Raw genomic sequence first — 21,481 nt, 5'->3', positions numbered from 1 at the left:
GCCCCGCGTGCGGTGGCCGCAGCCGTGTCGACCGCCGCAGCACTTGGCCTGACCGTCGATGACGCGACCGTTCTTCATCAGATTCCTCCGTGGATGCGCCGCCCTTCAGGGCGGTGAGGAAACGGACTCCTGCGGAGCAGGTTAGGGAGCGGGGTTTCGCCGCCAAGGCGAAAGGTCGTGCTCTGACCAGCAGGTTTGTGCTTCACTTGTACGCTCGCTAGTTTGTGAGTATGGCTGAGGGGCAGGTGAAGCGGGCGTTCAAGTACCGCTTCCATCCGACGGACGAGCAGGCCGCCGAGCTTGCCCGTACGTTCGGCTGTGTCCGCAAGGTCTACAACCTGGCGCTCGCGGCCCGCACCGAGGCGTGGGCGCGGCAGGAGCGGGTCAACTACAACCAGACATCCGCGATGCTGACAGCATGGAAGAAGACCGGGGAGCTCGCCTACCTCAATGAGGTGTCCTCGGTGCCGCTCCAGCAGTGTCTGCGGCACCTGCAGATGGCGTTCACGCACTTCTTCGGCAAGCGGGCGGCATATCCGCGGTTCAAGTCGAAGAAGAAGTCGCGCAGGTCCGCCGAGTACACCACCAGCGGAACCGGCAAGCTGACCAGCACACTGGCCGCGCTGGGTGCCGAAGTCGTCGCGGTCGAGCCCGACCGGGCGATGCTGACCGAGCTGCGTCGCTCGCTGCCGGCCGTCCGTGCCCTGGAAGGCAGCGCCGAGACCATTCCGCTTCCGGACGCGTCCGTCGACGCCGTGCTGGCCGGCAACGCGCTGCACTGGTTCGACATGGCCGTCGCGGGCCCCGAGATCGCGAGGGTCCTCCCGCCCGGCGGCATCCTGGCGGGCCTGTGGAACGTCATGGACGACCGGGTCGAGTGGGTCGCCGGGCTCGCACGGGTCAGCGGGAGCGCGGTCATCGGACCGCGTGACACGCCCGCCGGCTGGCGCACCGAGACGGCCGGCGCCCACCTTCCGAAGACTGGCGTGGCCGCCCGGTTCGGCTCGCCGGAACAGGCCGGGTTCCCGCACGGCCAGTGCCGCACCGCCCGCTCCCTCGTCACGACCCTGGCGACGCGTGCGGGGGTGCTGGTCATGCCGGAGCAGGAGCGGGAAGCCACGCTGAGCCGAATCCATGCCTTCCTCTCGGGCAACTCGGAGACCACCCGCGGCGAGTTCCGCCTCCCCATGCTGACCGCAGTGTTGCGTGCCCGGAGGCTGTGAAGCCGGACGTCATGGGAATGGGATGAGGTCGTTCAGCGCCGCTCCGAGGACGGCGTCCGGCCCGGCCATGAGGCAGTGGCAGGGCCAGGAGTTGCCGTACAGCGCCCTGTCCCTGCTCTGACCAGGTACGACGGTCGCTTTGGGTGAGGTGGCCGAAACTTGGGGAAAAAGATGCGGCAGCTGACGGGAGGCTGCTGTGAAGGGTGGAGATGTGGAACTGGGCGAGTTGCTGGCCGCTGCGGAGGCGGCGCCGCCCGGTGAATCCGTTGACGTGGTGGCACACGATCTGCAGAAGCGGTTCGGTGCGGAGCGGGTGTCCTTTCTGTTCGTCGACCTCGTCGGCCGGCGGCTGGTACGGCTCACCGCCGCCGACGATGACGTCCCCGACTCCGACGAGTCGATCGAACTGCAGGGCAGCGTCTACGACCGCGTACTGCGGAGCCAGCGCCAGCATGTGGAAGCGAACGGCCAGGGCGGGCGGCGCGTCATCACGCCGGTCACCAACCGGGGCGACTGCATCGGCGTGCTGGAGGTGACCCTGCAGTCCGCCGACGACATGGTGCTCCGGCAGGTCCGCGACGCGGCCCACACGCTGGCTTACATCATCGTCACGGACCGCCGCTTCACCGACCTCTACCACCTGGGCGGACGTACCACCGAGACCAGCCTGGCCGCGGAGATCCAGCACCAGTTGCTTCCCTCGGCCCCCTGTTGCGAGGCCGCCCAGTTCACCCTCGCCGCCGGGCTGGTCCCGGCCGACGACATCGGGGGCGACACCTACGACTACACCCTCGACCGCGACACCCTGCATCTGTCCGTCACCGACGCCATGGGCCACGACACGGACTCGGCCCTGCTGGCGACGTTGCTGGTCGGCGCACTGCGACGGGCACGCCGCGGCGGCTGTGACGCCCTCAAGCAAGCCAACCACGCCCACCAGGCACTGTTGCGCCACAGCCGCGGCCTGGCCACCGGACAACTGCTGTGCATCGACCTCGAAACAGGATTCTGCGAACTGGTCAACGCCGGTCATCCCCGGCCCCTGCTGCTGCGCGACGCCGCCGTCGAAGAGGTCCCGCTCGCCGTCAACCTGCCGTTCGGCGTGGCGGCACCGACCCCGTATCGTCTACAGGAACTGCAACTGCGGCCCGGGGACCGCCTGGTCCTGCTCACCGACGGAATGCAGGAGCGCGGTGCCGCGGCCGTCGACCTGGCCGCGCTCGTCCACGACACCTGTCCACTGCATCCAAGAGAAGCCGTCCGCAGCCTGACCGCCGCGGTGCTCGATGCCTGCCAGGGCAACCTCAAGGACGACGCCACGGTGCTGATACTGGACTGGCACGGCAATCGACGCAGACCGGCTGGGCCATGACGGCGCCCCCTGCGCGCCACTCCGCGTGACCCGGCGGCGAGAAGGCCTGGGCGCGACCCGGTCCGGGGCCGCCCGTCCACAGGTGGCAGCGTGACCGCCACGGTCACGCTGCCACCGAACGACCAGCCGATCGAGAGGCGGGGGCCGGCAAGGGCACGGAGTTCTACCTCAGGGTGATCGCGTAGACCAGCACCCGGGGATCGTCCTGCAGGCCCAGGGAACGCACGGTCTTCGAGGCGTCGAGGCCCCCGGAGGAACCGAACAGGCGTACCGGCGGGCCGTCCACGCCCTGCCCGCGCTTGATCCGATGCGGCATCTCCAGTGCCACGGAGCCGCCCTGCGGCGCCGTTCCCGCCCAGTCGCCCACGGTGACCGGCACATCGGCGGTGGTTCCGTCGGCGTAGCGGACGGTGAGCATGGTCGTCACCGGGCCGTGGTGGGCGGCGGCGACCAGGCGCAGCGCGCTGTACGACCCGGCCGGGAGCAGCATGGCCTGACCGCGGGCCTCGACGAAGTTCGCAGCCGTCCCGGACGGGTCGGGAGCGTCGTAGGCCACGCCGCCCCAGACGACCGGACCCGCCACGGGCAGCAGGTCACCGTCGTAGCTCCAGCCCGATCCGTCGAAGTCGCCCTCGCCGGAGGCCGCGACGGTCGCGGTGCCGTCGTGGTTCACCTCCTTGCCGAGGTCGACGGCGCACTCCTCGTCGACGTCCGCCGCGCAGCGGGCTGGGGCGCGCACCTCGATGACCGCGGTCCGTTCCACGCTCTTCACCCCCTTCGAGGCCGCCGTGATCCGTACGGTGTACGAACCCGGCGCGGTTCCGGCGGGCACGGTCACGTCCACCGCCGCGGTCCGCTGGACCGGAAGCCGCTGGGACGTGAGGGAGAAGGGCTTGGAGGTCCTCACGGTCCAGCCGCTGGGCGCCTCGGCGCCGACGCCCACCCGCAGTGTGCCGGGGGACTGGCCCAGCACGTCCAGCTTGAGACGGACGCTCTGCGCGCTGTCGGCCGCCGGCACGACGTCGGAACCGGTGCGGAGCGACGCGTCGAGGTTCCGGCGGGAATCGGCGGCCGCGCGGTTCACGGACGGGGGCTCCGTGCCCTTGCCCCACGCCGATGGCTTGTCGGCCATCTCGAGGACGAGGTTCCCGCCCTTGGCGACCGCGTCCCAGTCCAGCCAGGTGGCGCGCAGGCTCTTCCCGCCGAACGTGGCCCGCTTCACATAGCGCTGGGCGTCGCTCGTACCCGGTGCCTTGACCGTCAGAGTGCCGCCCTGTTCGTTTCCGTGGGCGCCGATGCGAATGACCGCCGACGGGAACTGCGGGCTGGAGACGGCGAGGAAGTCGCCGCCGTTCGTCGTCGGGTACAGGCCCAGGGAGGAGAAGACGTACCAGGCGGACATGGTGCCCAGGTCGTCATTGCCGGTCATCCCGTCGGGCCCGTCCGTGAAGAGCGTCATCGCGGCGCGGACCACGGTGGCGGTCTTGGCGGGTGCGCCGGCCCACATGTGCTGCGCGACGAGAGAGGCGATCTCCAAGCGACGGACGGAGTGGGCACATTCGATCGGTCGCACGTGCAGTGCTCGGGTGGTGGACCGGTGGCACCTGGCCGGGTGGAAGCGGACTAGATCATGCACCTGACATCGTTGTCAATAGGTCTGGCCCAGGCTGATACCCGCCCGTCTCTCCGGCCGGCCACCACTCCCCACTCATCCGCGTACCGCTACCCGGAACGGCGCCCGGAGCACGGCGTCCCGTGCGGCCCGGAGGGCTGCGTCAGCCGACGACGCAGCCCTCCAGGAGGTGAGCACCACGGCTCACTCGTGGGCATGGGGGTCGAAGCCCTCGGGCGCCTTGTCCAGGAAGGTGGTGACCGTGGCGATGCGGCCGTCACGGTCGAAGGCAAGGACGTCGGTTCCCGTGGCGAGCTCCTCATCGCGGGCGTCGAGCTGCCACAGCAGCCGGGCGTGGCCGTGGTGAATCTCCGGCTCCCGGCGCGCCCGGAACGCCACGGTCTCCATGTGTCGCAGGAACCGCTCACGGAAGTCGATCAGGGCCTGCCGTCCGGTGAGGACGCCGATCGGTGCGCAGTAGCGGACGTCGTCCCGGAGAACGTCGGACAGCAGGTCGTGTCCCTCGTCGGCCGCCGAGGTGTTCCAGAACCGCAGATACCGGTCGAGGTTCTCCTGGTGGTGGGCGGTGGTCGGTTCGATGGTCTGAGACATGGCCGGCTCCTTCGTCTTCCGTCGTCGCGAATCGTCACCGGGGCCGTCCGGTGAAGCGCGGTCCGTGCTCCGACTGTGCGGCGCGCATCCGTACCGTGTCGATGACCTGCGAGGTCATTGCCGAACCACGGTCGATGGGACAACCTCGGAGCATGGTCACCCTGGAACCGGTCGGACTGCTCGTACGACGCTGGCGGCAACGCCGCAACCGGTCGCAGATGGACGTGGCACTGGGAGCGGGTCTGTCCACGCGGCACCTGAGCTGCATTGAGACCGGGCGTGCGACACCGAGCCGGAACATGATCGAGCGGCTCTGCGACGAACTCGACGTGCCCCTTCGGGAGCGCAACGCCTTCCACCTGGCTGCGGGTTTCGCACCCGTCCACCCCGAGCGGCCACTTGCGGACCTTGGCGCGGCCCGCGCCGCCGTGGAGGCCGTGCTTGCCGGCCAGGAGCCCAGTCCGGCGCTCGTGGTCAATGTGCGCTGGGAGCTGTTGACCGCGAACCGGGCCGCGACGGCGTTCTTCGCGGACCTGCCCGCCTCGCTGCTCACCCCGCCGGTCAACGTACTGCGAGCCACGCTGCATCCGGACGGCCTGGCCCGGCGGATCCGCAACCTCACCCAGTGGCGCGCGCACCTGCTGCGCCGTCTGCGTCGTCAACTCGCCCGGACAGCGGCCGAAGGGCTTGCGGAACTGCTGGCCGAACTGGAGTCCTACCCCGCACCAGCCGACCGCACCGACGAGGAGAACCGCGACGACCTCGCCGTCCCGCTCCTCCTCTCCTCGGACCACGGTGACCTGGCGTTCCTTTACACCACCACGGTCTTCGGCTCGCCGAGAGACGTGACCCTGGACGAGATCGCCGTGGAGACGTTCTTCCCCGCCGATGCCGCCACGGCCGATCTGCTCAGGGCCATGGCTCCGGAGCGGACGGGCACGGCGACGGTCTGATCCGGCGTGTGCCCTGCACACCAGTGCCGCGGCGGATGAGGGCCCGACAGCACGAGCACATGCTGACCGTGACCCGCGCCGCCTGCCCTGGTCGACCACGGCCCAGGCACGGACGTGGCCTCACGGATCCGGCGGCGCGCTGACCAGGACCTTCTTCGCGCCCGCGTCGAGGAAGGCCCGAGCCCGGCCCCGGCGGAGGTGAAGCGGCCGGTCGCCTCCAGCACGATGTCGACGCCGAGCTCTGCCCACGGCAGCCGGCCGGCTCCCGCTTGGCGAGTACCGTGATGCGGCCGCCGACGACGAAGGCGTCCGCGTCGGCGGGTTAGCCGCCACCCGTGGATGGACGCTGCGCTCGCCCGTGGTGGCAAGCGCGCCGCCGGGAACGGCGTCGACCTGTCCACGGTCAAGGGCACCGAGGTCGGCGGCCGTATCCGCCAGCAGGACGTCATCGCCGCCGCCGAGGGGGCCGAGGCCGCCGTCCCGGTTCCGGGCCGCCACTGTCGCCGCGCACGCTTCGTCCCGCGCCCGGTGAAGTGTAGGAGGCCGGGCCGGCCGCGGAGCGACGGCCGAACACCGGGCAGCGTCGCCGTCCCCCGGCCCCGGTCCGCGGCGTCGTTCCCGCTTGCCGGCCGGTCAGCGCTCCAGGTCGCCGCGCATCTCGACGAAGAGCTTCCCCGCATCAGCGATCGTGCTGTCCTCGAAGAGCGCCACGGCCGCCGTGCCCTCGTCGGCCCAGCCGCAGACGACGTTGCCGTTCTCGCTCAGCGAGGCGAGCAGACACTCCACCGAGCCGCCGAGTGGTCCCGGCTCCACCGGCTGAGCTTCGGGACGTCCCAGTTCCGGGTCCCACCGGATGTGCTCGAGCATGCCCCGGAACAGGTGCTCACGACGCTTGCTGGTGTCCTCGGGTACATGATCGACGCCTTCGAACAGCACCGGCGTCCCGCCCGGCTTTCCGTAGTTGCCGGTGACCAGTGTCATGCCGTCCCGCATCTCGCCCGGATCGACGGGGGTGTCTGCCAGGGCGCCGTCCCCCGTCAGCCTGTCCAGACCACCCGCTCTGGGAGCGTCCACCAAGGTGCGCGGACCGTTTCGCTCCGCCGAGGGAGTCGGCGACGCGGGCTCCGAGGCCGACGCGCTCGGGGAGGCGGCGGGAAGCCCCGCATCCCCCTGCCGGCATGCGCTCACGGTCAGCATCGCCGTCACGGCCAGGGCCGTCAGGCCCACTCTCGCCGCAGAAGCACACTTCATCGAATCCCCCCGTTGCTGTCATGACCATAATCGTTCCCGCCGTTCGGGCGGCGGCAATGATCAGTGACGAGTCGTTCCGGCCGGATGGTTCCCGTCCCCGGGCCGATGCCGGCCACGCGACGCAGCGCTCGGCAATCCGGTCGACCGCCGCACGCAGGACGGAGGGCCGGCGGAACCGATCCGGTCGCCGGGCCGGACCTCCTGGCCAACCGAGGGGAACCGTCAGGTTCAGGGTCGGGAGTCGACGCCGGCACCGGGGCGTCATGGGCGGGGGCGGACGCGCCGGCTGGGAGGCGCCAGGCCCGCGGACGGCCGGACGGTCCGCACGACGGGCCCTGCGGATGGCCGCCGCCGGCCACTCAGCGGTTGAGGCGGGCGAGGGAGGCGTTCAGGGCGGTCGCGAAACAGCACCAGGCGGCATACGGCAGGAGGGCGCGCGCGGCCGTGCGGTCGACGCGCGCGGTGCGGTGCAGCAGGTCGGCGTTGCTCAGGTCGAGCAGCAGGGTGCCGGCCAGCCCGGCCGCGGTGCTCCTGCGGGTGAAGAACAGCCAGTTCCATCCCGCGTTCAGGCCCAGGTTCACTGCCAGACTTCCCGCGAGTCGCCTGCGCTGCCGTGCGTCGTCGGTGCGGCCGAGAGCGCGGCCGGCCGCGTACGCGATGCTGGCGTACAGCGGCGTCCACACGGCTCCGAACGTCCAGGGCGGCGGTTGCCAGTGCGGCTTCCGCAGCGTGCGGTACCAGTCGCTGTCCGCGTCGACCGCCCGCGCGCCGGCTGCCGCTGTGACGGCCACCGCTGTCGCCGTCGCGCCATAGCGCCGCCAGGGCGCGGAGCGGGAAGGGGCCAGGTGGAGATGTGTCAGCCTCATGGCTCCCGAGTGCCCGGGGCGCGGACGGCCTCACCCGGGCAGGACAGAGCGGACGGCCGGCAGGGGATCCCCCGCCGGGGGCACGGTGCCGGCACCCACCGGGTGGCCACCTTGGGTACCCGCACGAACAGACAGGGGCAGGCGATGACGACGCTCATACGCTCATCCGACCTGCGCACGGGAATGGACCGATCACGCGGCTCGTGCCGGCGAGGATCCCGAGACCCGCCTCCCGCTGTCCGGTACCCCGCACCCGGTATGTCGCCGCGGACGCCGGGACGAGGCCCGCGTACCGACGGCGCCGTGATCCGGGTGGCAACGCACCGGGTGATCGGCACGCCACGCCGACCGGCGGAGCCCCGCTCGCGGGGCACCGGTCCTGTGACGCGGGACCACGCCGTCATGGACCACCGGAGAACGCACGGGCCGCATCGTCCGCCGCCTGCTCCCGACAGTCGACCGCAGGGGCAACGACACACCTGGCGGCACGGTCATTGCTCGTTACGGTGCGATCCCAGGCACGCCACCTCCGGACGCATGCTGCCGAGTCACTGCCGGTGGTGTGGGACACGGTTGCGCAGCCCAGCCGCCGCGTGCGCGGTGCCCTATTTCCGCCGTGGCTGATCGCGAGCCTGCTGGAAGGCGTCGGAGACCGTCTGCGCGGCACCGGACAACACTCCCTTGGTCGCTCCTCGGGAGCCCGACTCGCGCATTTCGCCCGGGAGTTCGGTCAGACCGGTCGGCTTGCGCGGTCCCGACTCCAAGTCCAGACGGTTGCACGCCTCGGCGAAGCGCAAGTAGGTGTCCACGCTGGCCACCACGATCCGGATGTCGATCTTGAGTATCTCGATACCGACCAATGACACCCGCACGAACGCGTCGATCACCAGCCCTCGGTCGAGGATCAGCTCCAGCACGTCGTAGAGGCCACTGGAACCTCCGCCGCCACGCTGCGGCGCCACCTGAGTCATCGCGATCAGCCCCTTTCGCAGCCCTCGTGCCCGCTCGGGGCTCCTTCATGTCCGGCAGGATCCGGTCATGGCGACCGCCTCGAGCGCTCTGTGCCGCCCGGCTGCGGTCCGGGAGGCAGCACACTCACGCCGGATGCGTGCGCTCACACAGCACGCCGCGGTGCGCCGGGCACCTGAGAGGGCCGAAGGGCTGCCTGCCGACTTGGCAGGGAATCTTGCGGCTATGGCAAGATGCATGGATGGACGGCAGGACGGACGACGACGTACTTGAAGCCGTGGGGCCGCGGCTGCGTGCGCTGCGCCGTGAGCGCGGCATCACCCTCGCCGACCTCGCGACGGCAACCGGCGTGTCGGAGAGCACCCTGTCCCGACTGGAGAGCGGGCAGCGTCGGGCGACCCTGGAGCTGCTGCTGCCGCTGGCCCGTACCTACGACGTCCCGCTGGACGATCTCGTCGGCGCCCCGCGGACCGGCGACCCCCGGATCCACCTCAAGCCGATGAGACGGTTCGGGATGACCTTCGTGCCGCTGTCCCGGAGGCCGGGCGGGGTGCACGCGTTCAAGATGATCATCCCGGCCCGGTCGGAGCCGCTCGAACCGACCCCGCAGACTCACGAAGGCTTCGAGTGGCTCTATGTGCTCAACGGCCGCCTGCGGCTCGTGCTCGGCGAACGCGACCTGACGTTGTCCGCCGGCGAAGCGGCCGAGTTCGAGACCTCCGTGCCCCACTGGTTGGGCAGCGCCGACGGCGCGGTGGTGGAACTTCTCGTTCTCTACGGCCTTCAAGGGGTACGCGCGCATGTGCGCACCGACCCTCGCGGGCAGTCGCGGACCGCCCGCCCGCGGTGAACCCGCTTCGGCGAACGACCTCGCCGAGGCGGCGCACCCATGACCGTCATGCGTTCGCGCCGGTTGCCGGACGCGAGGGGCGCCGCGTTTCAGGCTCGGCATCCGCCGGCGCGGAACTGGCCGGAAGACGACCCGCACCGGTTGCGCAGCACCGGCGGCCCAGCGGTGCGCCCAGCACGACGCAGGCCGGCGACGGGGGCCGCGTTGACGGTGAGGATCCACGTCCCCCGCCGACCTCGACGGCGCTCCGGTCGCGCAGGCGAGCGCGGCCGTGGGCACGGCGGAAGAGTGGCCGGCGGCACGCGAGTGGCCGGGCGCCGCGCCGATCGGCCCTCAGCCTGTCCGGGTGGTCCCGTCCCAGGCCTGGGGGAGCGGCTCACGGGTGCCGGCCGCGCGCCCCTCGGCAGGCCGGCTCAGCCGATGCGGGAGCCGTGACGCGAGGAAGTCGATGAGCCGGCTGACGCGCTGGGGAATATGGGCGTCGTCCGCGATCAGGGCGTAGATGTCGGCGGGAGGCGTCGGCACGTCCGGCAGGACCCGTACGAGTTCGCCGCGATCGAGATGCGGACCGGCGTGCCACTGCGAACGCATGATGATGCCGCGGCCCTCCAGCGCCCAACCGGTCACCACGTCACCGTCGTTGCTGGACAGACTGCCGTGCACCCGTACGTGCCGGGGCCGGTCCGCGTCCCCGAACCGCCAGAGCGCGTAGTCGCTCTCGTTCTCGCGGAGCACGATGCAGTTGTGGTCGGCCAGGTCCTCGATGCCGGCCGGGGAGCCGTGCTCGGCGAGGTAGGACGGAGCCGCGCAGGGCAGCCGCCGGTTCTCGGCCAGACGTCTCATGCGCAAAGAGGAGTCGGGGGGCGTGCCGACATGGACGGCCACGTCGAATTCGCGCCGGTGTGGCCGCAGCGGCAGTGCGGATGTCTGTATACGGATGTGCAGTCCGGGATGGGCGGCCGCGAACTCCCCGAGCAGCGGCGCTATGTGAGCACGCCCGAGCCCGATCGTGGCCTCGACGACGACGGAGCCGCGCAGTCCGCCGGAACCTTCGGTGACCGTGTCCTCCAGTTCGCGTACCTGGTCGAGGATGGCCTCGACACGCGCGGCGTAGAGCTTCCCCTCCGAGGTCAGCTTCAGCCGCCGGGCGCCCCGCTGGACGAGCCGGATGTCGAGACGGCGCTCCAGCGCGCTGAGGCGCTTGCTGACCACCGGAAGGGAACAGCCGAGTTCCCGCGAAGCGGCCGTGAGGGTCTCGCTCGACGCCACCACATGGAAGAAGTGCAGGTCGTCCACGAGTGAACGGCTCTTGACCTGTCGCCGACCGGAGTGCGATGGGCTTTCCATGAGGGAAAGGCTACCTTGCCCGCCCATGTCTTGTTCAGCACGTCATCGCTGGCCATGGTGGGTGCACGCGGTGGCTTGCCCCTTGAACGGGCGCGCACCACGGACAGAGCGCAGTGATCATGTGGCCCTAGGAGTGGACCGTGCCGAACACCTACCGCATCGCCGTGATCCCGGGTGACGGGATCGGACGAGAGGTGGTCCCCGAAGGGCTCAGAAGTCTTCGCGCCGCCGCCGGGGTTCATGGTTTCCGGCTCGCCGTCACCGAGTTCGACTTCGCCTGTGCGGACTACTGGCTGGAGCACGGCGCGATGCTCCCCGGAAACTGGCGGGATCTTCTCGGTGGCTTCGACGCCATCTTCTTCGGGGCGGTCGGCTGGCCCGAGGTCGTCCCGGACCACGTCTCGCTGTGGGGCAGCCTGCTACAACTGCGGCGGGGCTTCGACCAGTACGTCAATCTGCGCCCGGTACGGCTGCTGCGCGGCGTACGCAGTCCGCTGCGCGACCACCGGCCCGGCGACATCGACTTCCTCGTCGTCCGGGAGAACACCGAGGGCGAGTACTCCAGTATCGGCGGCCGCATCTTCGAGGGCACCGACCGCGAGACGGTGCTGCAGGAGACCGTGATGACGCGCACCGGGGTCGACCGTGTGCTGCGGTACGCCTTCGACCTCGCCTCCTCCCGCCCGCGCAAGCACCTGACCTGGGCGACCAAGAGCAACGGAATCTCGATCTCCATGCCGTACTGGGACGAGCGCGCCGAGGAGATGGCGGCCCGGTACCCCGGGGTGACCGCGGACAAGGACCACATCGACATCCTGACCGCCAAGTTCGTGCTGCGGCCGGACCAGTACGACGTCGTCGTCGCCAGCAACCTCTTCGGCGACATCCTCTCCGACCTCGGCCCCGCCTGCACCGGCACCATCGGCATCGCACCCAGCGCCAACGTCAACCCCGACCGCACCCACCCCAGCCTCTTCGAGCCGGTCCACGGGTCGGCCCCCGACATCGCCGGGCTCGGCATCGCCAACCCCGTCGGCCAGATCTGGAGCGGTGCCATGATGCTCGACCACCTCGGCGAGCCACAGGCGGCCGCAGACGTCGTGGCGGCGATCGAGAGCGTGCTCGACGAGCAGCCCGAAGCGGTCACTCCCGACCTCGGCGGCTCGGGTACCACCGTGGGGCTGGGCAAGGCGATCGCGGACCGGATCGCCGCGAGCCCACCCGGAGAGCCGGGCGCGCACGGCACTGCCGGCGGCATGGCCGGAACGGCGGCAGCGTCATGACCAGGCCCGTCTCCGGTCAGATCGCTCCGCTTCCCCGGACCCGGCACGCGGGAGGACACCGTCCCGAACCGGTACGCACTGACGGCGGGCACCGGGATGGCCGGCCCCGCGCCCTGCGAGGAGCGCGCGTGCTCCTGCTCCCTCGGACCCGAGTGCCACATCGGGTTCGCGGACGACCTGACCCTCGTGGTCGAGGCCGAACGGTGCCCCGGGCCGGCCGCTGACCCGCCGGGAACGACGCGGACCGGGCCGCGTCCGCACAACCGAAGCCGGTCGGCGATGGGGTGGCGAGCACCCGCCCCGACCGGGGACGGCGTACCGGGAGCCGTCCCGCGCACCGAGTCGTCCTCGTGGCCCGAGCGCGCGGGCGACCGACCCACTTCGTCCGACCGCCGCGACCTGCAAACCAGCGGGCCAGAGCCGTGCCGGCCGGGCGCGAGCCCGTTCGACGCCTCACCGAACGCCCGCACACATCACCTCATCCAGCAGCCTCCAGTACGGTGGCGGTGCGAAGGGACGACCCCTATGACGACGATGTCGGCAGGGCAGCGCCAAGGGACTCGGCGCATCACACTCCTGGTCGCTCTCGCGGTTTTCGCCCAAGAGTCGACGTGGAACTTCTACGAATCACAGGTACCCCCGCTCCTGAAGGAGCACCTCGCCAGTGCGGCCGTCATCGGTCTGCTGATGGGCATGGACAACCTGCTGGGCATCTTCATCCAGCCGTGGATCGGCAACCGGTCGGACCGCACGCGCACCTCCTGGGGCCGGCGGATGCCCTACCTGGTGGTCGGGATGCCGATCGCCGCCGTGCTGTTCATGGTCATCCCGCACACGGCGGCGTCCCTGCCACTCCTCATCGCGGTGATGTTCACCTACGCGCTCGTGGCCAACACCTTCAAACCGATCGCGGAAGCGCTCGTCCCCGACTTCATCGCTCCCGGGAGGCGCAGCCGCGCCAACGCCGCGGTCAAGATCGCCTCCAGTATCACGGCCATCGTCGCCGCGCTCATCAGCATCTTCCTGGTCGACCACCACCTGAATCTGGCGTTCGCCATTCCCGCGATCATCATGCTGATCTCCATCCTGGTGCTCGCGGCCACCGTGCGCGACAGCCGCTCCCCGGGCTACCAGGCCGCGCTCGCGGAAAGCCGGGAGGCGAAGGACGCCGACCACACGGACCCACGGGTGCGGGACACCTTCCTGGAGATCCTCAAGGACACCGACCGCAGCCGGCTCCTCGTCCTCGCCGCCATCCTGCTCTTCGGCGGCGCATGGGCCGCGTCGCGGTCCCTGATGACGCCGTACGGGATGGAAGCACTCGACATGTCACGAGGAGCCGCCGGCGGCCTCACGCTGCCCGGCGGTATCGCGTTCATCCTGGCCGCCTACCCCGCGGCGGTCCTGGCCGAGCGCTACGGACGGCTCCGGGTCATGGCCGGGGGAATGTCGGTCTTCGCCGCGGCCATGCTGCTGGGCACGCTCGTCCGGACACCGGCCGGCACCGTAGTGATCCTGTGCATCGGTGCGGCGGGCGCGACCTGCTTCCTCGTCAACGCGGTGGTGGTCCTGTGGAACCTGGCCCCCTCGGCCCGCGTCTTCGGCACCTACGCCGGCCTGTACACCGTCGCCTGGGCCGGCGGCGGCTTCCTCGGCCCGGCGCTGGTGGGCGCCATGGTCGACGTCACCGGCTGGCCCCTGATGCTCATGGACATCGCCGTAGTTGCCGCACTGGCGGTCGCCGTCGTCGTCAGGATCACCGTGCTGCAGCGCCGGCCCGCTCCTGCCCTCGCCCAGTGACGCCCCCGCCCCGCGCTCCCCGAACCGAGTGAAGGCGCAGCCAGAAATGAGGAACGACCCGTGCCCCGCATCCTGATCACGACGGACTATCTGCGCCCCGGCGACGAGGCGGACCGGTACCTGCGGAAACACGGCCACACCACGGTCCACGCACCGATGACCGGCCGGCGCGACCCCGCGCAGCTCGTGGCCGCACTCGAAGGGATCGAGGGGGCACTCGTCGCGCACGAGCCCCTGTCCGCCGACGTCCTGTCCCGCGCGCCCCACCTGCGCGCCGTCGTGCGCACCGGGGTGGGCTACGACTCGATCGACGTCGCCGCCGCCGCGGAGCTCGGCATCACGGTGAGCAACCTGCCGGGCGTCAACGCGGGCGCCGTCGCCGAGTACACCATCGGTCTGCTGCTGGCGACGGCGCGGCGACTGGTGCAGAGCGCCGTGGGAGTCGCGGCCGGCGGCTGGCCCAGGGAAGACGGACACGAACTGCGCGGATCGACCCTCGGCCTGATCGGATACGGCGCGGCCGCACGGGCCGTCGTGCCGCTGGCGCGGGCCTTCGGCATGCGGGTGCTCTGCACGACCGGCGTGCCACAGGCCGAGCGCGCCGATGCGTCGGTGCGGTTCGTCGAGCTTCCCGAACTGCTGGCCGCCTCCGACTACGTATCGGTGCACACCGCGCTGACGGAGCGGACACGCGGTCTCCTCGACACCTCCGCCTTCCGGCGGATGAAGCCGACAGCGGTCCTGGTCAACACCGCGCGGGGCGCCGTCGTCGACGAACAGGCCCTCGCCGACGCCGTACGCAGCGGCGAGATCGCCGCGGCGGCCCTCGACGTGGTGAGCGAGGAGCCGCTCCCGGCCGACAGCCCGCTGCGCGACGTGGACGGAATCACCGTCTTCTCCCACCTCGCCGGCCAGACTGCCGAAGCCCGGGCCGCCGCCGGCATCCAGGGCGCGGCAGAACTGGTGGCCGCACTCGCCGGCCACCCCCGGTCCGCCGTGAACGCCCACCTTCTGCCCCACACCCCCACGGCCCGGCGCGACGGGTGAACCCGCCCCTCCCAGCCCGTACCGACAAGGAAGAGGAATCCATGCACAACGAACGGGTGGACCAGGTCAAAGTCCTGTCACCGACCGGCATGCTCGGAGCCGGTTTCCCCGAAGCCACGATCGAGCGCGGTCTGGAACTGGGCGCCGACGTCATCTCCGTCGACGCGGGCAGTACCGACTCCGGTCCCTACTATCTCGGCGCCTCCCAGCCCAAGACCACCCGTGCGGCGGTCGCCCGTGACCTGCGTGTCCTGCTCAAGGCCGCGGCAGGCGCCCAGATTCCGCTGATCGTAGGCTCGTGCGGTACCAGCGGAACCGACTCCGGTGTCGACTGGGTCGCCGACATCGTCGCCGACGTCCTGGCCGACGAGGGGCTCGATCTGCGCGTGGCGCGCATCTACAGCGAGCAGGACAAGGACGCCCTCCTGAAGTCCATGGAGGAGGGCCGGGTCCATGCCCTGCCGCCTCTGGGCGAGCTGCGGCCGCAGACGGTGCAGAGCTGCACGCGCATCGTGGGCGTCATGGGGCACGAGCCGATCGTCGCCGCGCTCGAGGCCGGCGCCCAGGTCGTGCTCGCCGGACGCGCCACCGACACCGCCATCGCCGCCGCCTATCCGATGATGAAGGGGATGCCGGCCGGACCGACGTGGCACGCCGCGAAGATCATCGAGTGCGGCGGGCAGTGCACCAGCGATCCGCGCGCCGGCGGGGTGCTGGCCACCATCGACGCCGAAGGCTTCACCATCGAGCCGCTGGACCCGACCGTCGCCTGCACACCGATTCTGGTCGCCGCCCACATGCTCTACGAGACGGTGAACCCGTTCGAGATGCGCGAGCCGGACGGCACCCTGGACGTCCGTGAGGCCGTCTACACCGCCCAGGACGAACGCATAGTGCGGGTCGAGGGCTCGCAGTTCCACGTCGCGGACCAGCACACCATCAAGCTCGAAGGCGCCCGGATCACCGGCTACGAGACGATGTCGTTCAGCGCGATCCGGGATCCGCACATCCTCGCGAACATCGACGGCTGGGCCGACCTCATGCGCACGATGATCCGGCAGCGGGTGGAGCAGACGATCGGCTTGAGCGAGGACAAGTACGCCTTCGACCTGCGCCTCTACGGCCACAACGCCATCCTCGGTGATCTCGAACCGGCGGCGGGTCCGCCTCGCGAGGTAGGAGTCATGCTCCTCGTCAACGCACCGGACCAGAACACGGCCACCGCCGTCGCGAAGATCGCCAATCCCCTGATGCTGCATCTGCCGACGGCCGACATGGACTTCCTGCCGAGCCTGGCGTTCCCCACCTCACCGGCCGAGACCGAACGCGGGCCCGCCTACGAGTTCGTGCTCCACCACGTCGTCGACAGCATCACCCCCACCGACATGTTCCGCACCGAGATCGAAGGGGCCTCCCACCATGGCTGAGACCGCTCCCACCGTCCTGGGTGACCTGGCGTACGAGGTCCGGTCCAAGAACGCCGGGCCCTTCTGGGTCACCATGGAGCTGTTCATGCGTGACGCGGACGGCTACCGGATCGCCGCTGATGAGGCCTTCCTCGACGAGCGCACGATCGCCCGGCTCTACGGACTCGACGAGGCCGATGTCCAGATGTTCCGCATCCCGTCCCTGAACGTCGTCAAGATCTCCTTCCCTCGCCCTGTGCCTCAGGGATCGCTCCGTGACCGCGACGTCCACTCCGGTCAGCACCATGTCCCGTTGGCGACGCTCCCCGTACCGGACCGAGCCGTTGGGCAAGCCTCGGCCTGACCGTCGGGCGACCGACGCAACGCCGCCCGGTACGGGCGCACCCTCGTGAAGACCGGCCGCTTCGGGCAACCTCACGGGTGCGCTCCGCGTGCGGCGTCAAGGACGGCCCCGAGCCCTCGCACGTCCGCAGGCGGACATGCAGAGCGCGCGGGGCGGTCCCGACCGGGAAATCACCGCGGCGGTCAACGTCGCCAAGGCGGTCGGACTGGCCGTGACAGCCCGTGGAGCGGGGGCGGAACGGGATCCGGCATCGCGCAGCGGTCGCCGTGTCGGCTGCGGCTGCGCCTCATCGACATCGGAAGCCCGTGGGTGTCGTCGGCGGCGGCGGCCACAAGCCCACGACCTGCTGTCGCTTCTGTCCAAGACGGCCGCCGTGGCCGTGCATTAGCGTCAGCCTCGCAGCTCACCACCCGAGTACGAGGAGACAGCATCATGCGCAGCCTGGTCTACACCGGTTTCATGTCGCTCGACGGTGTCGTGGACTCGCCCGGCGGCGGGCCGGGGGAGCAGCACCGCAGTGGCGGCTGGGTGTTCAAGGACCTTGAGTTTGTCGAAGAAGCCTGGTCGCTGAAGGCCGAGGAGCTCACCGACACGACGGCGTTGATGTTCGGCCGCCATAGCTACGAGGCGTTCGCGCCCGTCTGGCCCGGCTCGCATGACCATGCCGCCTACAAGGAGTTGCCCAAGTACGTGGTGTCGACCACGCTGACCGACGACGCCCTCGTCGACGGGTGGGGGCCGACGACGGTCCTGCGCTCGAGTGAGGATGTCGCAGCGCTCAAGGACGGCGAGGGCGGCGCGATCTTCATCCACGGCAGCGCGGAGCTGGCCCGGCGGCTGTCGGACGAGGGCCTGATCGACCAGTACAACCTGCTCGTCTTCCCCGTACTGCTCGGTGCCGGCAAGAGTCTGTTCGGCCGGGCCGACCGGGACAAGCAGATGCTGACGCTGCGGGAGTCCGAGAGCTACTCGAACGGAATCCTCAGGCTGGTCTACGACGTCAAGCGCTGATCCACATCGAGTGCGATCGCGCCGCCGGCGCCCTCGCGCAGCTGACCGGCGGTACGTCCCACGTAGCATCGCAGGGCCCTGGCCAGGTGCGGCTCGTCGAAGTAGCCGACCTTGGCGACGACGTCGGCGGCCGGGGCGCCGGCCGCCAGGAGTTCCGCCGCCGTTCGGGCCCGCTCTATCTGCCGGACCGTGCCCCGCGTCAGCCCGGTCGCGGCGCGGAACCGGCGTTCGAGCGTGCGCTCCGAGACGGCCGGGCGGTAACCCCGCAGCACGTCGGTGACGAGCGGGTCCCGGACCACGATCCCGGCCCGGACGAGCCGCCCGACCAGGGCCTCGGCATGGTCGGGGCCAGGTGTCTCCCAACGCGCGCCGCCCAACCGGAACGTACGGCGCGTGGTGTCGGGGAGCTCGATGCCGTCATTGATCAACGCCGCCGTGGGCACGGAACGCACCGAGGCGCCCACGGCGAACTCGATACCCGTGAATGTCGCGCCCTCAGGAACCGGCGCGGTGCCGGTCCGGGACTCGGGACCGGTGAGGCCCGCGTGCGCCCGGCCGTCCTGCTGCCAGAACACCAGACCAAGGCGAACCCCTGCCACGGATGTCATCGTCGTGACCTGATCGCTTGTGCACGTCCACACGGTGTCGACCCACGGCGAGTCGGACCGGCGCGTCTCGAACCGTAGTCCCACCCGGGCAGGATACGCCGCGTAGTGGTGGCCGAGCATGGTCCGCGGCCCGCCGAGGTGGCGATCCGTGGACGCCGGTCAGCGACGTGAGGCACCCCTGGACGGGCTACGGGCGGCGACGGGAAGTATGGGACAGGGCTGCTCCTCGTGCTCCAGGCACAAGCCGACGCAGATGGTCGCGCGCGGCGATCGAACGGTGTGCGGCGTGCGCAGCCTTGGACGACTCCGCGCATCCCGGGGGGACCTCAGACCCGCTCCGAGGGGCGACGGTCCACTGCGCCACGGGTCTGGGCCGACAGGTCGCGAGAAATGGCTCGGGCGGCGCCCGAAGGCGCCGCCCGAAGCGAACGTCGAGGGCGAGGAAAGCGAAAGAACTAATGTCGGAGAGGTTGAGAAGGAAGCCCTTTCATGGCCTCGCCGGGGTGAACTCTAGCACTCAGCCCGGGATCAAGTCCCGCAGATTGCCAGGGGTGATGACCTGGGAGCCGGGATGCAGCCCCTCGGGAGGTTCGAGACCGATGTACAGCACGGGTGCGTCCGGGACCGGCCCGCCGCTCCACAGTTCCGGGGCCGTGGTGTCGCCGGACATCAGGTCGATCAGGTACCGCACCGTCAGGTACTCGCGTTCCACGACGGCGCGTACCACCTTGGACACCGACACCTGGTTCTCCTCGACCCGGTTGGCCGACGAGATGCCCGTCAGATACAGGTGCAGCCACTTCGCGCGCCACCGGCCGTCGTCCTCGCGCTGGAACACCAGGGGCAGCGCCACTCGGCCCGTCCCGCGAAGCTCCGACTTCATACGTACCGTGCGCGGCTCGAACGGCCGGCCCCTTTGCTCACCGTCACGCAGCATGAAACCGAAGAACGACTCCTCGGCCTCCTCGAAACCCTCGCCGGCGAAGATGTTGACCTGCGGCACGATGAATGCGCCGCGTACCCGGTCCAGGGAGAGGTTGATGAACTCCGAGGCCCCGTCGGGCGCTCCGGTGACATCGCCCGAGTGCTCTCCCCCGACAGCTGTGAGAGAGGTGTAGGAGAGCCAGGAGTCGGTGCTGTAGTCGGCGTGGAGAAGCAGCGCCGAGAGGTCGTAGTCAGTGCGGTCCCCGGTCTCCTTCCAGTACACGAAGAAGCGCAACTGCTCGCCGTCGACCGTCGAGAGCGAGCCTCGCGGAAGTACACCGAGCCCGGCCGCGGTCGCCCTGCCGCTGAGGGGGAGCGCCACGTCGAGGATGTCGGGGTCGAGCAGCAGCCGACCCGGTGCGGGGAGCCTGCGGCGCATCTCGGCGTCGAGGGCGCCGATCAGACGATCGCGGTCGGCGGCGGGGACCGGCGGCCGGACGTCGGTGGAGACCCAGCCGCGGCCGCGGCGGTTGACGAAGATCCGGGGTTCGCCGGTCTCCCGCTCCCGGTTCTGGAAGTGCTCACGGACCGACAGCACGACCCGGCCGGAGACCTCGGGGGCGACCTGCACCGCCGCGGCCACCACCGCGTCGCGCTGCTCCTGGTCGGCGGCGATCCGCAGCAGGAGGTCCAGGGCGCGGAACAGCTTGCCGGGAGCGGACTTCAGCACGCGTACCGCACCGAGGACGTCGAACGCGTCGAGCAGCTTCTCGACGCGGCTGTCGAAGGACCGCGCTTCCTTCTCGCCCCGCGCCACGGCGAACACATCGGCGGCGTGCGGCCAACGCGGGTACTCGTGCGGGTGGAGACGCTCACCGAGCCGCTTGAAGGGCTCGCGGTGCGCGTGCACATCTGCCAGTTTGGCGGGGTTCGCCGCGACCACGGCGTCGAGGCCCGCGAGCAGCGCACGACGGGCCGGCCGCGAGAGAGCCCCGAACCGGGTCGGCTCCCGCAGCGTCACGTCGCCACCCGACAGCGCGCAGGCGAGCCGCAGCACATCGGTGACGGTGTCCAGCAAGAGGTCGGCGCCGGCAGCGAGACGGGCCTCGTTGACGACCGCCCGGTTCTCCCGGACCGGGATCGACTCCGGCTGGGGGCCGAGCGCACACCGCTCGGCGAGAATCTTGAGGTGGCTCAGGTGGTCCTCGCTCAGTGGCGTCGTGCTGCCCGCCAACGCGAGGTACAGGCACGTGAGTTCGTCGTCCATCTCCCGCCCGAGGTGCAGGACGGTCACCCGGTCGCCAGCCGAGGCGATCAGCTCGTCCTGCGCTGCGAGCATCTCCTCGTAGGTGTGCTGGTAGCGGCCGTACGCGGGGAGGCGGAGCAGGTCCAGCGCCCCGTGCGCGAGCTGCGTCAGCACGTTCTTCCGCGACGTGTCGTCGCCGAGCGCCTCCGTCACACACCGCATCCAGAATTCCTCGGTGTCCGGCACATTTGCCGGAAAGTCGATGAAGTACGAGTTGTGCCGGACGTGGTCGCCCACCATCTCGCTCACGGTGCGCAGTGTCCGCTCGGCCGTGTGCACGACCGCGGCCCGGGACAGCCCGGACAGCCGCTCCAGCAGCTCCGCCGAGAGCTTGAAGCCCACGGAAGTCAACGCCGCGTCGAACTGCCGTGCGGCGCTTGCCCCTTCGCCCGCGGGGCCCTGGGGAGAGGGAATGCGGTGGGTGTGCCGGATGACGAGCGACTCGAGACGGTGCGCCATGCGGGGATGATCGCAGACGTGTACGAGGCGGCGCACAGGAGTTTCTTGGAGGGCCACGCCCTCCACCCGAGGAAACGCGTGTGTGATCACGGCGTCACGGTTCAACCCGAGGGATTCACTCCCTGTATGGGTGGGCTGGAAGGTGACGCCGTGACGGACGAGCAGGCTGGGTGGCGACTGCTGGCGTTGCTGAGAGCCCTGTGCGCCCCCACTGCGGA

At 70.7% G+C, this 21,481-nt stretch carries 18 protein-coding genes and 2 pseudogenes; 11 read left to right on the top strand and 9 right to left on the bottom strand.

Translation table 11 applies throughout. The features are described from left to right. Positions 1-230 precede the first annotated feature (230 nt). Together ACZ5C2_RS13745 and ACZ5C2_RS13740 are read left to right on the top strand one after the other, a co-directional pair. Positions 231-1,223, top strand: coding sequence for a helix-turn-helix domain-containing protein (locus tag ACZ5C2_RS13745; RefSeq protein ID WP_468789813.1), 993 nt, complete (start codon positions 231-233; stop codon positions 1,221-1,223). A gap of 196 nt (positions 1,224-1,419) precedes the next feature. Further along, a complete protein-coding gene (locus ACZ5C2_RS13740) occupies positions 1,420-2,595 on the top strand; it encodes a PP2C family protein-serine/threonine phosphatase (RefSeq protein ID WP_468789811.1) in 1,176 nt (391 codons plus the stop codon). Positions 2,596-2,758: 163 nt separating this feature from the next. On the opposite strand, the gene ACZ5C2_RS13735 is transcribed toward ACZ5C2_RS13740, so the two are convergent. Both ACZ5C2_RS13735 and ACZ5C2_RS13730 read right to left on the bottom strand, forming a co-directional pair. Beyond that, a complete protein-coding gene (locus ACZ5C2_RS13735; RefSeq protein ID WP_468789809.1) occupies positions 2,759-4,132 on the bottom strand; it encodes a glycoside hydrolase domain-containing protein in 1,374 nt (457 codons plus the stop codon). 279 nt (positions 4,133-4,411) lie between these two features. Then, positions 4,412-4,819: an isomerase gene (locus ACZ5C2_RS13730; protein ID WP_468789807.1), complete on the bottom strand. Its 408-nt coding sequence runs from the start codon at positions 4,817-4,819 to the stop codon at positions 4,412-4,414. 152 nt (positions 4,820-4,971) lie between these two features. On the opposite strand from ACZ5C2_RS13730, the gene ACZ5C2_RS13725 reads away from it, so the two are divergent. Next, positions 4,972-5,772 carry a helix-turn-helix transcriptional regulator gene (locus tag ACZ5C2_RS13725; protein ID WP_468789805.1) on the top strand — a complete coding sequence of 267 codons (801 nt, stop codon included), beginning with the start codon at positions 4,972-4,974 and terminating at the stop codon, positions 5,770-5,772. A gap of 126 nt (positions 5,773-5,898) precedes the next feature. On the opposite strand, the pseudogene ACZ5C2_RS13720 reads toward ACZ5C2_RS13725, so the two are convergent. Next, positions 5,899-6,073: pseudogene (locus tag ACZ5C2_RS13720) on the bottom strand (glyceraldehyde 3-phosphate dehydrogenase NAD-binding domain-containing protein); the annotation flags it as partial. A gap of 38 nt (positions 6,074-6,111) precedes the next feature. On the opposite strand from ACZ5C2_RS13720, the pseudogene ACZ5C2_RS13715 reads away from it, so the two are divergent. After that, positions 6,112-6,207 (top strand): annotated as a pseudogene (locus tag ACZ5C2_RS13715) (E3 binding domain-containing protein); the annotation flags it as partial. Positions 6,208-6,405: 198 nt separating this feature from the next. Here ACZ5C2_RS13715 and ACZ5C2_RS13710 read toward each other — a convergent pair. From ACZ5C2_RS13710 to ACZ5C2_RS13700, 3 genes are all read right to left on the bottom strand, one after another. Next, positions 6,406-6,846 carry a hypothetical protein gene (locus ACZ5C2_RS13710; protein ID WP_468790160.1) on the bottom strand — a complete coding sequence of 147 codons (441 nt, stop codon included), beginning with the start codon at positions 6,844-6,846 and terminating at the stop codon, positions 6,406-6,408. A gap of 536 nt (positions 6,847-7,382) precedes the next feature. After that, positions 7,383-7,889: a TspO/MBR family protein gene (locus ACZ5C2_RS13705; protein ID WP_468789803.1), complete on the bottom strand. Its 507-nt coding sequence runs from the start codon at positions 7,887-7,889 to the stop codon at positions 7,383-7,385. Positions 7,890-8,494: 605 nt separating this feature from the next. Beyond that, positions 8,495-8,860, bottom strand: a complete 366-nt coding sequence (locus ACZ5C2_RS13700; RefSeq protein WP_468789801.1) for a gas vesicle structural protein GvpA — start codon at positions 8,858-8,860, stop codon at positions 8,495-8,497. Between the two features lie 239 nt (positions 8,861-9,099). On the opposite strand from ACZ5C2_RS13700, the gene ACZ5C2_RS13695 reads away from it, so the two are divergent. Further along, complete coding sequence (locus ACZ5C2_RS13695; protein WP_468789799.1) at positions 9,100-9,708, top strand: helix-turn-helix domain-containing protein; 609 nt, start codon at positions 9,100-9,102, stop codon at positions 9,706-9,708. A gap of 333 nt (positions 9,709-10,041) precedes the next feature. Here ACZ5C2_RS13695 and ACZ5C2_RS13690 read toward each other — a convergent pair whose 3' ends face one another. Continuing rightward, the gene (locus ACZ5C2_RS13690; RefSeq protein ID WP_468789797.1) at positions 10,042-11,055 is read right to left on the bottom strand and encodes a LysR family transcriptional regulator; all 1,014 of its coding nucleotides are present in this window, start codon (positions 11,053-11,055) and stop codon (positions 10,042-10,044) included. Positions 11,056-11,195: 140 nt separating this feature from the next. Here ACZ5C2_RS13690 and ACZ5C2_RS13685 point away from each other — a divergent pair, with 140 nt between their 5' ends. The 6 genes from ACZ5C2_RS13685 (at position 11,196) to ACZ5C2_RS13660 (ending at position 17,966) form a co-directional block, all read left to right on the top strand. After that, positions 11,196-12,338, top strand: coding sequence for a tartrate dehydrogenase (locus ACZ5C2_RS13685; protein ID WP_468789795.1), 1,143 nt, complete (start codon positions 11,196-11,198; stop codon positions 12,336-12,338). A gap of 525 nt (positions 12,339-12,863) precedes the next feature. Continuing rightward, positions 12,864-14,138, top strand: a complete 1,275-nt coding sequence (locus ACZ5C2_RS13680; protein ID WP_468789793.1) for an MFS transporter — start codon at positions 12,864-12,866, stop codon at positions 14,136-14,138. Between the two features lie 60 nt (positions 14,139-14,198). Then, positions 14,199-15,185 (top strand): phosphoglycerate dehydrogenase, encoded by a 987-nt coding sequence (locus ACZ5C2_RS13675; protein ID WP_468789791.1) that lies wholly within the window; start codon positions 14,199-14,201, stop codon positions 15,183-15,185. A gap of 41 nt (positions 15,186-15,226) precedes the next feature. Further along, positions 15,227-16,612, top strand: coding sequence for an acyclic terpene utilization AtuA family protein (locus ACZ5C2_RS13670; RefSeq protein ID WP_468789789.1), 1,386 nt, complete (start codon positions 15,227-15,229; stop codon positions 16,610-16,612). Then, on the top strand, positions 16,605-16,955 hold the full coding sequence (locus ACZ5C2_RS13665) for a DUF4387 domain-containing protein (protein WP_468789787.1): 351 nt from the start codon (positions 16,605-16,607) through the stop codon (positions 16,953-16,955). The genes ACZ5C2_RS13670 and ACZ5C2_RS13665 overlap by 8 nt, the downstream gene beginning before the upstream one ends. 432 nt (positions 16,956-17,387) lie before the next feature. Next, positions 17,388-17,966 carry a dihydrofolate reductase family protein gene (locus ACZ5C2_RS13660; protein ID WP_468789785.1) on the top strand — a complete coding sequence of 193 codons (579 nt, stop codon included), beginning with the start codon at positions 17,388-17,390 and terminating at the stop codon, positions 17,964-17,966. Here the strand turns inward: ACZ5C2_RS13660 and ACZ5C2_RS13655 are convergent. Together ACZ5C2_RS13655 and ACZ5C2_RS13650 are read right to left on the bottom strand one after the other, a co-directional pair. Further along, on the bottom strand, positions 17,948-18,658 hold the full coding sequence (locus tag ACZ5C2_RS13655; protein ID WP_468789783.1) for a helix-turn-helix domain-containing protein: 711 nt from the start codon (positions 18,656-18,658) through the stop codon (positions 17,948-17,950). The genes ACZ5C2_RS13660 and ACZ5C2_RS13655 overlap by 19 nt on opposite strands. Positions 18,659-19,091: 433 nt before the next feature. Next, on the bottom strand, positions 19,092-21,263 hold the full coding sequence (locus tag ACZ5C2_RS13650) for a TerD family protein (RefSeq protein WP_468789781.1): 2,172 nt from the start codon (positions 21,261-21,263) through the stop codon (positions 19,092-19,094). Positions 21,264-21,481: the final 218 nt, after the last annotated feature.

Source organism: Streptomyces sp. NPDC031365, assembly GCF_055569765.1.
This window is presented reverse-complemented; position numbering and strand designations above follow the sequence as displayed.

Excerpts from the sequence above, each read along its gene's own strand:
- ACZ5C2_RS13745 (WP_468789813.1), top strand. The coding sequence starts at position 231 with ATGGCTGAGGGGCAGGTGAAGCGGGCGTTCAAGTACCGCTTCCATCCG.
- ACZ5C2_RS13670 (WP_468789789.1), top strand. The coding sequence starts at position 15,227 with ATGCACAACGAACGGGTGGACCAGGTCAAAGTCCTGTCACCGACCGGC.
- ACZ5C2_RS13730 (WP_468789807.1), bottom strand. The coding sequence starts at position 4,819 with ATGTCTCAGACCATCGAACCGACCACCGCCCACCACCAGGAGAACCTC.
- ACZ5C2_RS13705 (WP_468789803.1), bottom strand. The coding sequence starts at position 7,889 with ATGAGGCTGACACATCTCCACCTGGCCCCTTCCCGCTCCGCGCCCTGG.
- ACZ5C2_RS13700 (WP_468789801.1), bottom strand. The coding sequence starts at position 8,860 with ATGACTCAGGTGGCGCCGCAGCGTGGCGGCGGAGGTTCCAGTGGCCTC.
- ACZ5C2_RS13665 (WP_468789787.1), top strand. The coding sequence starts at position 16,605 with ATGGCTGAGACCGCTCCCACCGTCCTGGGTGACCTGGCGTACGAGGTC.
- ACZ5C2_RS13725 (WP_468789805.1), top strand. The coding sequence starts at position 4,972 with ATGGTCACCCTGGAACCGGTCGGACTGCTCGTACGACGCTGGCGGCAA.
- ACZ5C2_RS13695 (WP_468789799.1), top strand. The coding sequence starts at position 9,100 with ATGGACGGCAGGACGGACGACGACGTACTTGAAGCCGTGGGGCCGCGG.
- ACZ5C2_RS13690 (WP_468789797.1), bottom strand. The coding sequence starts at position 11,055 with ATGGAAAGCCCATCGCACTCCGGTCGGCGACAGGTCAAGAGCCGTTCA.
- ACZ5C2_RS13660 (WP_468789785.1), top strand. The coding sequence starts at position 17,388 with ATGCGCAGCCTGGTCTACACCGGTTTCATGTCGCTCGACGGTGTCGTG.
- ACZ5C2_RS13680 (WP_468789793.1), top strand. The coding sequence starts at position 12,864 with ATGACGACGATGTCGGCAGGGCAGCGCCAAGGGACTCGGCGCATCACA.
- ACZ5C2_RS13650 (WP_468789781.1), bottom strand. The coding sequence starts at position 21,263 with ATGGCGCACCGTCTCGAGTCGCTCGTCATCCGGCACACCCACCGCATT.